Source organism: Paenibacillus salivarius, assembly GCF_051307165.1.
Lineage (GTDB): Bacteria > Bacillota > Bacilli > Paenibacillales > Paenibacillaceae > Fontibacillus.
The window spans coordinates 5506243-5520870 of sequence record NZ_CP195592.1 but is presented as its reverse complement, the minus strand read 5'-3'; the positions used below and the strand labels follow the sequence as shown (position 1 = coordinate 5520870).

Sequence of the window (14628 nt, the reverse complement as noted above, 5' to 3'; positions counted from 1 at the left end):
AGGCTGCCCCCTAGATCACCGAAGCAAGGGGGCCGGCCTCTTATACTTATTTTAGAGAGGAGAACCACTTCGTAAGGAAGCGACTGAGAATAGAGAACATTGAACATATTGACAACTCCGATCGTTATTCCTATAATGCATAGTATAATACTAGGAATTAATTAGTTGAGGTTATGGCTCTTATGTTTAACTAAAACTTAGGGAGTGTTTAACATGGCTGATGTACATACTTTCAAGGCAACGGCACATTTACAAAATGGAGTTCAAGTCAAAACTACCTCCAGAAATTTCGAGATCACGATCGATGAGCCGAAGAGCTTAGGCGGAACGGACACGGGAATGAATCCGGTCGAAGTGCTGCTTGCCTCGTTAGGTGCATGCCAGTCTATCGTGGCAAGGGTTTATGCTCCAAAGTTTGGCGTGAAGCTGGATGACTTTCGTGTGGAGGTTGAAGGCGACATTGATCTCGACGGTTTTTTTGACAGATCCTCCGTTCGTCCCGGTTACTCCGATATCCGCTATACGTTCCGGATTCAAACCGACTCGCCCAAAGAGAAGGTAGAGGAATTCGTACAGTTTTTGGAGAGTAAATGCCCTGTAGGCGATACCATCGCAAATCCGGTAAATCTCAAGTTGGAGAACATTATCATCGAGAAGTCAGTAGAAGTATAAGCTACAATCTTATGAAGAGAGAGCAGCATGCAATGATTATTACGCGTGCTGCTCTTTTTGCTGATCATGTCACAGAAGATTTGAGTTTTTCGTCTTGGTTGTATCAGACCCGAAAGGAATGGTACACATGACAGAAAATAATACCGGGCTTCGATGGGATGTTGTCATTATCGGAGCCGGCGTTGCAGGATTAACAGCCTCTATTTATTTGGCAAGGGCAGGAAAGAATGTGCTGCTTCTCGAAAAAGGATCCTATCCGGGAGGTCGCGCCATTTCTACGGAGATGGCAGGTGCGCGCGTGAATTTGGGCGGTCATGCCCTTTATAGAAATGCCCTCCGGATTCTGCACGAGGTAGGCGTCACTGTGGAAGGAACGGCACCGAAGCCGCCTGGACTGCTTATGTTCAAAGAATCGGACGGTAGGGAAAGAGCTGTGCCGCTCACGAAACTATTACTTGGATCCTTCTTGACGTTTCATGAGAAAATTCAGCTGGTTCGCTTTTACAGCAGCCTTCGTAAGACAGACACCTCCGCGCTGCAGCATGTGCCGCTTCGAGTGTACCTGGAGTCGCATATTTCCAGTTCACGGGTGCGCAGTGTCATAGAAGCGCTAGTTCGGCTATCCACTTACTGCGACTCTCCAGATTTGCTAAGTGCGGGAGCTGCTATCGGTCAACTCCAGTATAGCCAGGTTTTGTATGTGGACGGAGGCTGGCAGACTCTCGTGGACAAGCTGAAGGAGCAAGCGCAGAAGGCGGGCGTATCGATTCGCTCAAGCTCGCCCGTCCGGGAAATTAAGGGGAGCTATCCGAATATGAGCCTCGTTTTGAAGGATGGGACACAGTTGGCGTCCAGCCACATTGTATCCACGGCCGTACCGGCGGATACGATGGCTATGCTCAATCCGGCTTTGAACCCGGACGAAGCGGCCATGTATCAGCAGCTTATTCCTGTGCGTGCAGCATGCCTCGATCTTGTGGTATCCGGGATGCCAAGGCCCAAAACAAAGTTTGTACTAGGCGCTAATGTTCCGTGGTACTACTCCAATCATTCCGCTGTCGCAGCACTCTCCGATCGCCCCGGAACAGAGGTGATCCATGTCATGAAGTATTTGCCGGTTTTAGAAGAAACGGACCCCAAGCAGGATGAACGCGAACTTCAGGGTTTTCTCGACAGCATCCAGCCGGGGTGGCGTGAGCATGTCACTAAGCAGCGCTTCCTGCCGTCTATGCTTGTGTCGCATAGTTTGGTTACTGCCGCGAACGGGGGACTCCCGAACAGATTGGGGCCTGAGGTCAAAGGGCGGCCGGGCCTCTATGTCGCCGGGGATTGGGTCGGATCCGAGGGGTTACTGCTAAACGCTTCATTGGCGAGCGCAAAAGAAGCGGCAAGATTAATAGCCAATTAAGGACACCGTTAAGAAAGGGGTACATCGTGGAGCTGGATTCTGTATACAAGGAATATAGACCTTTGATGCTATCCATGGCATATCGAATTTTAGGGTCGGTCACCCAAGCTGAGGACTTGGTGCAGGATGTGTTCGTAATCGTACAGCAGCGGGGCATCCACCTAGAGGAGGAAGGGATCCGTAACCTGAAGGCCTATTTATGCAAGATGGTTACCAACCGCTGTCTCGATTGCATGAAATCCGCAAGCAAAAAGAGAGAGGTGTACGTCGGACCCTGGCTGCCGGAGCCTCTCGTGCAGGATTATACGGACATTCCCGGTTATGCTGCCGGTGAGGATCCGCTCCAAAGAATCGTGCTGGAGGATACCATATCCTATGCCTTGCTTGTCATGCTTGAACGGTTGACCCCCATAGAGCGGGCCGTGTTCATTTTGCGCGAGACCTTTCAATATGAGTATCGGGATATTGCCGAATTTGTTAATAAAACCGAGCTGGGATGCCGTAAAATTTACAGCCGCCTCAAACGGAAAATCCAGGAGGACGGTCCCTATCACGAGGCTTCCCCCAGCCACCGTTCCGAACAGCTCATACTGCAATTTCTCCATGCGGCTTCAACCGGCGATATGGAAGGGTTATTTGCACTGCTCGCCGATGACATCGTGCTCTATTCGGATGGCGGGGGCAAAGTCATGGCGGCCATTCATCCGGTCGCATCGAGCAAGCGTGTATTCGCCTTTATTCAAGGGCTCTTGTCGAAGGGAAATACAACAGGCAGCGTGCGTCTGGTCAAGATTAACGGCCAGTTGGGTTTTGTGGTACGCAGCTCTTCCGAGCCTTTTCCGACCCTGATCAGTCTGGAAGTGAAAGAGGAACGGATTCAGCAAATGTATTTCCTTCGCAATCCGGATAAAATGAAGCATTTGAATTTGAGATAAAAGGCAAGGTTGTTGGCTACTAACACGGGGCACCCCAAAGGTGCCCCTTTTCCATTTTTAATGGCAAATGTTTTTAATGCGCTAAGCTTTCCAAATCCGGCTGCAATTTGTTCCGTAGAACATATAGCATGGTGGCACCGACAAGGAACGCGACGGCATCCGCAATGACGAGCGACCAGACTACCCCGTGGAAGCCGTTCATGTGATTGGCGATAAACAATACGGGAATCAAAGTCACTCCTTGAATCACCGACATGATTAACGCGGCGGTTCCTTGCGCCGTGGCTTGGAAGATCCCTGTGAACAACGTAGTCATTCCCGTAATGAACAAGGATAAGAACGTGACATGCAGAATATAGCTGCCCATTTCAATTAATTGCGGGTCATTCGTGAACAATCCGATTAAGTGGTCGGAAATCAGATAGACGATGACGCCGAACGCGACGGCTAAAGCCAGAATGGTTTTGATCGTAAATCCAATGGTATGCTTCATGCGTAATTTATTCGCCGTAAACGAGAAGGCAATGAGCGGCACGACCCCCTCGCATAACCCCATCAGGATAAATTCGGGAAATTGCAATAAACGTGATGAAATTCCATAAGCCGCAACGGCCGGATCCCCATATTCAACAAGAAAATGGTTAAAGATGAGCGACATCGCCCCCAAAAAGATACTCATAATAAAGACGGGAACTCCGATTTTGAATACATTGCTCAGAATATCCTTAGTGGCCTTGAACCATTTAACGGAGACGGTTAAGAATTGGCTCTTCGTTCCTATATGGAAGGCGTAGAATGCACTCGCAACCAGGTTGGAAATAACCGTGGCGGACGCCACGCCGGTCACGCCCCAATGGAAGACGAAGATGGCCAACGCATCGAGAATGATATTGACGACAACACTCAGAATCATGCCGATCATCGACGTGACAGCCGCACCCTCCGAACGTACGATATTCTCCAGCGTGAAAAATAGTATGACGAAGGGCGAACCTATCAGCATCATCGTGACATAGTCCTTCGTAAATCCGAAGGAGTCGGGCGTTGCCCCCAGACCATGAACAATGAGATCGATCAACGGGAGGCCGACGGCAATCACGATCAGACCGAGAACGAGGCTGCTGTAAAAAGCGAATGAAGACACATGCTTGACGTCATCATATTTTTTCTCTCCCAATAACCGGGAGATGAATGTCCCGCCACCTATGCCAATCAAGTTGCCCAGCGCCATAATGCTTGCGAATAACGGCAGGGTAAGCGCGAGTGCGGTTAACATGGCGGTATTGTGAAGCGTACCCAGGAAATAGGCGTTCAAGATGGAATAGATGACACTCATTGACGTGCCTAGCATCATCGGTACAGCGAAGTGAGCTACAGCTTTTGCAACCGGTGCCTTTTCAAAGTAATGGAGGTTTTCTGCATCCATGTGGATCACCACTTTCTCAAAATATAATCTAACGGTGTTAGGTTGAAACCTTACAGTGTTAGATGATAACATGGACGTATAAGCATGTAAAGCATAAACTTACACTGTTAGATAAAAGGGCGGATACCGGATGAAAAAACAGCAGCCTCAGATTTCGGAGGATAAGATTTTGGAGGTCTCGTGGGAGCTTCTTGGAGAGGATGGCATCGAGAAACTCAGCATGAGGCGATTGGCCGACAGGCTCGGGATTCAGGCTCCCTCTCTGTACTGGTACTTCAAGAGCAAACAGCATCTCTACCAGCGTCTGGCCAACCATGTGTCGAAGGTGATTCTAGAGGAGTTTCACTCCGAGGGGGACTGGAAGGAACAGCTGACAGAGCTAGCTGTCACGGTGCGGAGCGTGCTTAGCAGATATCCCTGCTCGACTCAGATCATGATGATGACGCTGCCCCACGAAACGGACATCATCCGGTTCACCAACCGTATGCTGCTCTGCGTGGAATCGACGCCGCTTGAGCAAGAACAGAAAATGCAAGTGGTTCTGACGCTTATGAATTATGTCTACAACTTCGTTCTGGACGATTATGAGCACAAGCGCAATGTCTCCGCAATTCTTAAGGAGCATGGGGAGGAGGCACTTCCGGGTGAGGAAATGACCCGTCTTCTGGAATCCATGAGCGAGGCGGATGCGGGACTGTTTCGGAGAATGTTCACGAGCGGGCTATTCGAATTAATGGGGACAGACAAGGCGTTCGAATTCGGCTTGAAGCTAATTCTGCTCGGGATCGAGCAGGTGGTCAAGGAGAAGGGGAAGTAGAATGAATAATCAATAACGGTCACTGGTTTCAATCCCGTCAAAAAAAGCCCGGGAAACCATTTCCTGGGCTCTTCGAATTTCGGAAAGCCAGTAGGGCGGACTAAGGTTTATTCCGCGAATTTCCATTCCGAAAAGATATTCATTTTTGCATAAAGTTCTTCGTGGTCGATAGGCACTTTGCTCTCAATCCACCAAGTTATCACACCAAGCACTGCCCCGATGTAAGCCTCTATTTTAATTTGCATGTCGACGGAATCTCCATCCATCGAATGATGCCGGGCCAAGTATTCCTTTATTCCCCTCCCCATTTCCCTTCGCAACAGATTTCTCAAGGAATCCCTCTCGTCGGCTAAAAGAATGGAAAACAATTTTTTATGTTTCATGGCTAAAGAAAATAATTCCCTAAAATTATCGGCTGGAGAAAAGGATGCATTGACAATGCCTTTAAATTCTTCGTCGGCAATTTGCTTCATAGCACGTGAAAGTAAATCGAATTTGTCCTGAAAATGAGTGTAAAACGTAGTTCGATGGACCATCGCCAGGTCACAGATCTGCTTTACCGTGATATTCTCGAACGGGTGTTTTTCCATTAAGTTTAACAGGGCGCTGTATAAAAGCTTATGAGTTCTTTTGACTCGGAGGTCTTCGGTTTTTTTATCGACCATGACAGATTCCTCTCCCTGTATCGTTTCTCGACATATCCGCGATTTTATCGGTTGTGGAAATTAATTATACATTATACCATTTTCCTTACAAATGCACTTTAAATATACATGTGTATAAATAAGGAGTGGATTTTAATGGCCAACTTAAGTACAAATCGTCAACTCACTGCTCTTGAACAGCAATTGCTAGACCATGCTACTGAGTTAGTTCCTTATCTGCAGAAATTCGGTACGATGATTGATGAAGAACGACATATTCCTGACGAAGTGATTCAAAAAGTTTCGGATGCGGGGCTGTTTAAGCTCGGCACACCGAAAGAGTACGGGGGCCATGATGTTAGCATCCGCGCCATGGTCGAGATTATTTCCGAGGTGGCCAAGGGGAACGGTTCCGTCGGCTGGGTCGTTCAAATCATCAACGGAAATAACTATAATGCCTCTCTATCCTTACCTCCCGACGTATTAGATTCGATCTTTAACCAGGTAGAGGAGATACGTTTTTGTTCCGTCTTGCTAGCACGTAAAGCGGTCGTGAAGAAAGTGGATGGAGGGTATCTGGTAGAGGAGGGCTTTTGGGGGTTCGGTTCAGGTTCAAAGCATGCAACCCATGCTTTATTAAACTTGATGGACGTAAATTCCATGCAAGAAGGCAAAGCAATGGAGATGATGCTGGCCGTAGTTCCGATGAATGAGGTCACGATTGTTGACGATTGGTATACGATGAGTTTAAAAGGATCCGCAAGTAACAGTCTGGAACTTAAACATGTGTTTATACCCGACAAATATGTCATCACGCAAGAAATGAATCAAGAAGATTCCTTGCCTGCCCCGTTAAAGGGGCGTGAAAGATACAAACCTTACGTACAGCATATTATCAGCATCACAACGGGAATAAGTGCAATTCTCGGACTCGCCAGAGGAGCCGTTGAATATTTTGTAGAAAAGGCACCTCACAAGGGAATTACAATGACGATCCATACTTCTCAAGCGGCAGTGGGCCATATTCAATATAAAGTAGGACTTGCGGCGATGAAGGTCGAATCCGCTCATCTCCATATCAGCCGAACCATCGACAATTTGGAGCGTCACGTGCAAAACGCAGAACCATTTAGTTTAAAGGAAATGGCACAGCTACAGACAGATATGACCTATGCGGCCATGTTGTGCTGGGAAGCCGTAGATTTGCTAATGGCGGAGAGCGGAGGGAGTGTCATTGCCGATTCCAACCGGTTGTCTCAAATATTCCGGGACATCAGAGGCGGTTCCAATCATGCGCTGACTACAGCATCGACGGGGCTCGAGCTATACGGAAGAGTACTGATGGGCATGCCTCCACAGCATGTCATGACACTAGGGGCCGCAGCTTTATTAAAAAGCCGACTAACGGAGCCGGTCCAACAATAGTCGTCCTTGTACCGCAAGAAGGCAAGATCAGGGGGGGGGCCCTATCCTGCCTTTTTGCTGTTTGATCGTATTTTCCCGCCCTATGCATGGTTGATATCTATGACAAAAAAGTATCCCAACATTATAATTGTTATATATATCCTATACAGGCACTAACCGGAGGGGCGGCATGCAATTTCAACCAATCTATGATGATGGGAAATTACTTCTACCGAAGATCGAATTAGAAATGACATCGAACCAGTCGATGGGCATTATCACGGACTTAAAGCGAAAGCAGCTTTTAATGAATCAATTATCGGATCGTTCCCAATATTATTTATTTCGGGCGGGGCAAAACGAGTACATACACTTAAGAGTGGAAGAGCTGATCACTTTTCTAATCAGAGTAACGGAGAGAGATGATCGTGTCGCTCCTTTAATGGATTATTTTGCTTTAAAAGAAGAACGGAAGGTCAAAATCAAGAATCTAAGCTCTTCGAAAAGAATGTATGTGACCTTGCTGCGCGTCTTTTTTGCGCATCAGCCCACCATTGTGTTGGAAGAGCCCTATTTTTACTTGGAAGAAGAGGACCGTCGTCATTTCAAACGGATTTTGGATGATCTTGCGAAAGAGAAGCGGATTTTAATCTTAACTTCGAATTTGGAAGATGCCATGATTTCCTGCGATGCCATTTATCGATTGAACGAGCTCGGATTTCATCCCTTGGATATTCGGGACTCGGAAGAGGATAAGCAGGAAGCGCCGGAACAGGATCGGGCCAATATCACCCTGCAGAAGATTTATACGAAAAGAAACGACAAGGTGATTTTATTCGATCCGCCTGAAGTCGATTACATCGAAAGTTTGGACGGTTCGATCCTTGTACATGTAGGTGGAGAAAATTATGTTTGTGCTTTGACGCTAACCGAGCTGGAGCAGAGGTTGAACAATTTCGGGTTTTTTAGGTGCCACCGATCCTACATCGTGAATCTGCAAAAAGTAAGAGAGATTATCACATGGACGAAGAATAGCTACAGCTTGCGATTAAATACGGGGAAAGATGCCGTGGTTCCGTTATCCCGTTCAAAATTGCAGGAATTAAAGGCACTTCTTCATATTTAATTTCCGGGGCAATATCGATCCAATTAAGCGTTCCATGGTACCATTCAGGCGGGCACAGCTACATTTCGGCGGGTTTTGATGGCTGAAAGCATGCATTTATTTATATGCTTAAGGCATCAACGCTAAGGAAGTGGTGTTCATGGATGTGATCCGAGTAGAACATATTCGAAAGAGATTTGGAAATAAGGATGCGTTATCGGACGTGTCCTTTTCCATTCCGAAAGGGGAAATTTTCGGTTTCCTGGGACCCAGCGGTTCGGGGAAAACGACGCTAATCAAGATTTTAACGGCGCAATTAAATCCGACAAGCGGACAGGCAAGCGTATTTAACCAGCCAGCCGAAATGATGCATCAGTCTGCACAGAAGATGCGCTTTGGCATTTTGACGGATAATAGCGGTCTATATGAGAGATTAACGATTGAAGAAAATCTGGAGCTGTATCGTAAGCTATATGATCTTCCCAGATCCTCGATCGATAAGGTGCTGCAATTTGTGAACTTAAACGGAGAGCGCAAAAAGAAAGTCAACCGCTTATCGAGAGGGATGCGCCAGCGTGTCATGTTGGCATGCGCCGTGATCCATGAGCCGGAATTATTATTTTTGGATGAGCCTACTTCGGCTTTGGATCCCGTAAACTCGGCACATATCTATAAAGGCTTACGCGACTTAAATGAGCAAGGGACAACGATTTTTTTAACGACGCATGATATGGCTGAGGCAGAATTGATGTGTAACCGTGTGGCGATTTTGTACCAAGGCCAAATCCAAGCCATCGGCTCGCCCAAGGAGCTAAAAAAACAGCATAGGGAAAACGTAATAAGTGTTGAATTAATCAACGGGGAAGCCTACGAGCTCCCGATCGGCGAGGGAACGGCCCATCAAATCGCCGATTGGATGAAACGAGGGGTCATTGATCGATTGGAAACGAAAGAGCCAAGTCTGGGTGATATCTTCATCAAAATGACAGGAAGTGAGTTGCTATGAGTATCTCATTAAAACGAGCCCGAGCGATATTCGTAAAGGATTACAAAGAGTTTTCGCGCAATTATGCGATTTCCATCATGTTGATTATCCCGATTATTCTCGCCCTTCTTATTCGAGGTGTAGACTCCTCTTTACCCTTAGCTTCCGTGGCTGGAACTTTCGCTACCGTTCTAAATCTTTCGTTTGTGCTGCTGACATGTTTTGCGCAAGCCTGCCTGATCGCGGAGGAAAAGGAGCGTAACACGTTAAGATCCTTAATGATGACGCCGGCCACGACCCTGGACGTTTTAATCGGTAAAAGCAGTCTGGTCTTTGTCATGTCTGCCGTCATGCTGGCTATTTCTACGTTTATATTCGGGTATGAGCCGGCCAATATGTGGGCTTTTGTGATGGCCGTTATTCTTTCGATCATTCTGTACATCGCGGCCGGAACGATCTGCGGTTTATTCTCCAGGACGCTGCTGGATGCATCGTTATCCATACTTCCTGTGGCATTCGTATTTACCGGGGCGCCTTGGGGAGTGTTTCTGGCGGATGATTATCCGATCTTCAAAGTGCTGGATTACGTACCGAGCAGTCAGCTTATACATTTAATGAGTATACAGAGTACAGGCTTTACGGCGGGAGATGTGTTAAAGCCCCTCCTCATTATTTTGGCATGGGCGGTTGTATTAACGATGGTGTCCGTTGTTTTGTATCAACGACGGTTGAAAGATGAATAGGAAGGAGGGAACCCATTCCGATGAATTTAGCCGTCAAGCTAATGCGAGAATTCAAAGACCGCGATAACAAGCTTAGGCTGAATGGTTATCGGGACAAAGCGGAGTTCATCCGAAAACGGAATTTGGATGCTTGGGACGATCAGCGGCTGCAAGCGGAATCTCTCCGGCTGAGAAAGGAAGCAAGATCGGGTACGCCTTTGGACGAGCTGCTTGTCGATGCTTATGCGCTAGTCTGCGAGGCAGCGAAGAGAACGCTCGGATTGCAGCCCTACGATGTCCAGATCATGGCTGCCATCGCTCTGCACGAGCGATTTCTGATCGAGCAGCATACCGGCGAAGGAAAAACGCTCTCTGCGGTGATGCCTGCTTATCTCAATGGGCTGACCGGCGAAGGCGTTCATGTGCTGACGTTTAACAATTATTTGGCTTGCAGGGATGCGGAGTGGATGGGCCCGATCTATCGATTCCTCGGGTTGACGGTAAAATCGGTGCAGTCGGGCATGAGCTTGTCCGAAAAACGGGAAGCGTACGCCGCGGATATCACCTATGTTACGGCTAAAGAGGCTGGCTTCGATTATTTACGCGATACGATCGCACTGGACGAAGCCGACACCGTGCATCGTGCTTTCCACTACGTCATCGTCGATGAAGCGGATTCGCTGCTTCTCGACGAAGCGCGGGTGCCGCTGGTCATCGCCGGCGAGCCGGACTCTTCCGAAAGCGACGGCACTCTCGCAGAAGTGGCAAAGCTGCTTAAGCAAGAGGAGCATTACGATTTTGACGAGTTCCAGCGGAATGTGTATTTGAATGAAGCGGGAGCTGCGAAAGCGGAAGAACTGCTGGGATGCGGCAATTTGTACGAAAGCCGTAATAGTGATTTGCTAACGTCGTTAAATTGCGCGCTGCATGCGGAAACGTTATTGAAAAAAGACGTCGATTACATCGTACGGAACGGCAAAATCGAGTTGATCGACGAATATACCGGCCGCGTGGCGGAGAACAGGCATTTGCCGGAGGGGCTGCAAGCCGCGCTTGCGGCCAAAGAAGGGCTGGAGCTGAAGGCCGGAGGGAAGGTTCTCGGCACGATCACCCTTCAACACTTCCTTAGCCTATATCCGAAGATTTGCGGAATGACGGCGACCGCGCACGTCTCCGCCATGGAATTCGAAGAGATTTACGCGCTGCAGGTTGTGCAAATTCCGCCGAACCGGCCAAACCTGCGGATCGACCATCCGCACCGGATTTATACCCATAAAGAAGCCAAGTTTAAGGCGATTATACAAGAAATTTCGTCCGTTCATGCGACGGGACGTCCAATTCTTATTGGAACGGCAAGCGTGGAAGAGTCCGACATGCTGGCGGAGGCGCTCGCGGCTCTTGGCGTACCTTGCCATGTTCTGAATGCCAAAAACGACGCGGAAGAAGCCGAGATCATCGCCAAAGCGGGAGAACTCGGTGCCGTGACGGTGTCAACGAATATGGCGGGACGCGGCGTCGATATTCGGCTCGGCGGGGGCGACCCTGCGCAAGCGGAAGTTGTCGCCAAGCTGGGCGGGTTGTATGTGATCGGTACGCATCTGCACGAAAGCGTACGGATCGACGACCAGCTGCGCGGGCGTTCCGGCCGTCAAGGCGACCCGGGAGCTTCCGTATTTTTTGTAAGCCTGGAAGACGATTTGCTGCAAAGGTTCGGCATCGATAAAGCGATTCCGCGGACCTATCGCGATCTGAAGCAGGATGAGGCTCTGGAAGATTCGGTGCTGCGCGGCAAAATCGCACAGATTCAGCGTGTTATTATGGGCCAAAACTTCGATCTCCGCCTGGAGCTGAACCGTTATTCGGATACGGTGGAGAAACAGAGACGTTTTCTATATGAGGAGCGGCTCAAAATTTTGAAAGGCGAGACGAAGATGAGTCCTTCGGAACAAAGGGTACGGCTATATTATATCGACAAATTCTGGGCTGACCATCTGGCATATGTTTCTTACATCCGGGAAAGCATCCATTTGACGAGCCTGGTTAACCGCTATCCGATCAACGAATTTCATGCGGAAGTCATTCAAGCTTATGAGCAAATTCCGGCTAAAATAAATAGGGAGACGGCGATGATGCTTGAGAGGCTCGGAGGTTCGAATGACCCGGCGATGTGGGAGAAGTTCGGGCTGAAGAATCCTACCTCCACTCGGACTTATATGATCAACGATCAATACATGGAGTACTTGCAGAACCCCAGTTCATGGAGCGCAGGAACGGTACTCGCTTATTGGATGCGGAAGATGTTGAGGCCGGTGTTCGGGTGGCAGAAATTTTGAACGGGAACCGTGCCTTGCCGAATAGAACGACGGATAATTTAATGAACGATGTGCAGTGGTCAACTGATTAACAATGATTGTCTGATTTTTTGTAATGGAGCATTTACTGAAGGCACAAAAAAACGCACTGTCGTAGACAATGCGTTTTTATATTTTGAAGTTCGCTTATTCGTTGTTCAATTCTGCCAGGTCGAGCTGGCGAAGGCGCGTTTGTTCGGCAATCATGTCGATCTCGGTGATTTTGCCGTCCACAATCTTGATTTCGAGCACGAAAAGCAGCCGACCGCGAGGAGCCACGACAGCGCCCATAGATCCGTTGACGAGTACCGGCCGTGCACCTTGTGCCCGACCAACGAATCCCTTGGCCACATCATGCGCACCATGAACGACCGGCCATGCGGCGACCGGCGGAAATGCAGGGTCGTTCCGGAGTACGACATTGGGGTCTAAGACCGCAAGCAGCTTCTCGAAATCTCCAGAGCGCGACGCGGCTAGGAACGCATCTACCAGCTCCCGTTTTTGCTTGAACTCGTCTGAATCCGCGGCCTTTTTCGCTCCCTGAACCCGGCGGCGCGCACGGCTCGCAAGCTGCCTGGCCGCAATTTCGCTACGCCCTATGATCGGGGCGATCTCCGAGAAGGATAAGGCGAAAATATCGTGCAATACGAACGCAATGCGTTCGGCGGGATTCAAATTTCCGAGTACCATGAGCATCGCAAGACCAACCGAATCCGCCAGCAGCGCTTCATGCTCGGGATCGCTTCCGTCTTGGCGGCTCGTCACCGGCTCAGGCATACTCGTCAGCGTAAGCTCCTCACGCCGCGATTTGCGGGAACGCAGCATATCCAGACACACCCTGGAGACTATCGTGGTCAGCCATCCTCCCATATTTTCGACTCCGCTAGTATCGTTACGGCTAAGACGTATCCATGCTTCCTGTACAGCGTCATCCGCTTCGCTTAAAGAGCCCAGCATCCGGTAAGCTACCGTGTGCAGGTGATTACGATGTGCCTCGAATTGTTCCGCAAGCCCTTGATGATCGTTCATACGCCACATTCCTTCCGTCGTTTTCTTTTTACTTATATGTCGTTTGGAACTCAACAGATGTGACAGGACAGAGATGTACGAAATCTGAAGTTTTTTCCTGAGATGCACATTCTAAATTTTTTTTCGTTGAATCGGTCACGTTTCCGATCCGGCCTTCGACATAGTTAATGACAAAGGTTAAAGGTCACCGCGAAAGAAGAGGCACACCGGGGACTTGATAAACTTGATAAAAATGAAGGAGATGATTGTTGTGGGTACGAGTCTGATCCCCTTTCTAGAAATGAACGGAAACGCTAATGAGGCCATTGATTTTTATGTGAAGGCTCTGGCTGCGAAGGTTATTTATACGCTGCGGTTCGGAGACATGCCGGAAAATCCGGAAGCTCCTTTGCCGCCGGAAAAGAAAAATTGGATCAACTATGCCATCTTGAAAATCGGTGAATCGGAGCTTCAGCTCTCCGACCATTTCACCGGGAGTAATTATCAGAAGGGGACGCAAGTCACCATCGTGGTTCAAACCAACGACAAAGACAAAGCTACCCAATATTTTGAAGCATTGAAAGCGGGCGGTCAAGTGAACGACCCGTTGCAGGCGAGTTTCTTCAGCCCTGCTTACGGCAACGTAACGGATAAATTCGGCGTCACCTTCCGGATCCTCGCAAGAGGCCGCCAATGACCAATCATGATTATTTAAAATAAAGGGAGGAAATTCGAATGACTGTTCTTTATATCGTTCTTCAAAGCTTGCTGGCCGCATACTACGTATTTTCTGGAGTTGCAAAGGTCGTAGGGGCCAAGTATTGGGCCGATATTTTCAACAATCTTGGAATACCGCAGTGGTTTCGTTTCGTTACGGGCGTCGTCCAATTAATGGGTGCCGGCTTACTTATCACCGGTTACTGGTATACGGAGGCCGTCACATGGGCCTGCATTTGGCTTGGCATTACGATGTTGCTGGCGTGTCTTGCGCATTTCAGGGTCAAAGATCGGATCGCAAAAACAGCACCGGCCCTTATGTTTACCGGGTTAATTATCATTCTAACCATCATTGACGCGGTGATCTGATGCTTCAGACGATAGTTGAATCACCGGCAAATGCAGGCCGCCGATGACATCGGTGGCCTCTTTGC

General features: G+C 48.7%; 14 protein-coding genes. 11 read left to right on the top strand and 3 right to left on the bottom strand.

All coding sequences use genetic code 11. The features are described from left to right. The first annotated feature begins 213 nt into the window (after positions 1–213). From ACSFXJ_RS25545 to sigJ, 3 genes are all read left to right on the top strand, one after another. Entirely contained in the window at positions 214–672 is a 459-nt protein-coding gene (locus ACSFXJ_RS25545) for an OsmC family protein (protein WP_290406513.1), read from the top strand. Positions 673–799: 127 nt separating this feature from the next. Further along, on the top strand, positions 800–2080 hold the full coding sequence (locus tag ACSFXJ_RS25540) for a phytoene desaturase family protein (RefSeq protein ID WP_435923116.1): 1281 nt from the start codon (positions 800–802) through the stop codon (positions 2078–2080). A gap of 26 nt (positions 2081–2106) precedes the next feature. Next, positions 2107–3015: an RNA polymerase sigma factor SigJ gene (gene sigJ, locus ACSFXJ_RS25535; protein ID WP_435923115.1), complete on the top strand. Its 909-nt coding sequence runs from the start codon at positions 2107–2109 to the stop codon at positions 3013–3015. A 73-nt stretch (positions 3016–3088) separates the two neighbouring features. Here sigJ and ACSFXJ_RS25530 read toward each other — a convergent pair whose 3' ends face one another. Then, complete coding sequence (locus tag ACSFXJ_RS25530; RefSeq protein ID WP_435923114.1) at positions 3089–4441, bottom strand: MATE family efflux transporter; 1353 nt, start codon at positions 4439–4441, stop codon at positions 3089–3091. A gap of 130 nt (positions 4442–4571) precedes the next feature. Between ACSFXJ_RS25530 and ACSFXJ_RS25525 the strand changes: the two genes are divergently transcribed. Beyond that, entirely contained in the window at positions 4572–5258 is a 687-nt protein-coding gene (locus ACSFXJ_RS25525; RefSeq protein ID WP_435923113.1) for a TetR/AcrR family transcriptional regulator, read from the top strand. A 107-nt stretch (positions 5259–5365) separates the two neighbouring features. On the opposite strand, the gene ACSFXJ_RS25520 is transcribed toward ACSFXJ_RS25525, so the two are convergent. Continuing rightward, entirely contained in the window at positions 5366–5923 is a 558-nt protein-coding gene (locus tag ACSFXJ_RS25520) for a TetR/AcrR family transcriptional regulator (protein WP_435923112.1), read from the bottom strand. A 135-nt stretch (positions 5924–6058) separates the two neighbouring features. On the opposite strand from ACSFXJ_RS25520, the gene ACSFXJ_RS25515 reads away from it, so the two are divergent. The 5 genes from ACSFXJ_RS25515 (at position 6059) to ACSFXJ_RS25495 (ending at position 12451) form a co-directional block, all read left to right on the top strand. Then, the gene (locus tag ACSFXJ_RS25515; protein WP_435923111.1) at positions 6059–7327 is read left to right on the top strand and encodes an acyl-CoA dehydrogenase family protein; all 1269 of its coding nucleotides are present in this window, start codon (positions 6059–6061) and stop codon (positions 7325–7327) included. A 169-nt stretch (positions 7328–7496) separates the two neighbouring features. Further along, positions 7497–8432 carry a LytTR family transcriptional regulator DNA-binding domain-containing protein gene (locus ACSFXJ_RS25510; protein WP_435923110.1) on the top strand — a complete coding sequence of 312 codons (936 nt, stop codon included), beginning with the start codon at positions 7497–7499 and terminating at the stop codon, positions 8430–8432. 139 nt (positions 8433–8571) lie between these two features. Then, positions 8572–9417, top strand: a complete 846-nt coding sequence (locus ACSFXJ_RS25505; RefSeq protein WP_435923109.1) for an ATP-binding cassette domain-containing protein — start codon at positions 8572–8574, stop codon at positions 9415–9417. Continuing rightward, positions 9414–10139, top strand: coding sequence for an ABC transporter permease (locus ACSFXJ_RS25500; RefSeq protein WP_435923108.1), 726 nt, complete (start codon positions 9414–9416; stop codon positions 10137–10139). Before ACSFXJ_RS25505 ends, ACSFXJ_RS25500 begins: the two co-directional genes overlap by 4 nt. 20 nt (positions 10140–10159) lie before the next feature. Further along, positions 10160–12451, top strand: a complete 2292-nt coding sequence (locus tag ACSFXJ_RS25495; RefSeq protein ID WP_435923107.1) for a DEAD/DEAH box helicase — start codon at positions 10160–10162, stop codon at positions 12449–12451. Between the two features lie 165 nt (positions 12452–12616). Here the strand turns inward: ACSFXJ_RS25495 and ACSFXJ_RS25490 are convergent, their stop codons facing one another. Then, positions 12617–13498, bottom strand: a complete 882-nt coding sequence (locus tag ACSFXJ_RS25490; protein ID WP_435923106.1) for a sigma-70 family RNA polymerase sigma factor — start codon at positions 13496–13498, stop codon at positions 12617–12619. Positions 13499–13739: 241 nt separating this feature from the next. Here ACSFXJ_RS25490 and ACSFXJ_RS25485 point away from each other — a divergent pair, with 241 nt between their 5' ends. Both ACSFXJ_RS25485 and ACSFXJ_RS25480 read left to right on the top strand, forming a co-directional pair. Next, complete coding sequence (locus ACSFXJ_RS25485; protein WP_435925868.1) at positions 13740–14174, top strand: VOC family protein; 435 nt, start codon at positions 13740–13742, stop codon at positions 14172–14174. A gap of 38 nt (positions 14175–14212) precedes the next feature. Beyond that, complete coding sequence (locus ACSFXJ_RS25480) at positions 14213–14563, top strand: DoxX family protein (protein WP_435923105.1); 351 nt, start codon at positions 14213–14215, stop codon at positions 14561–14563. Positions 14564–14628 lie beyond the last annotated feature (65 nt).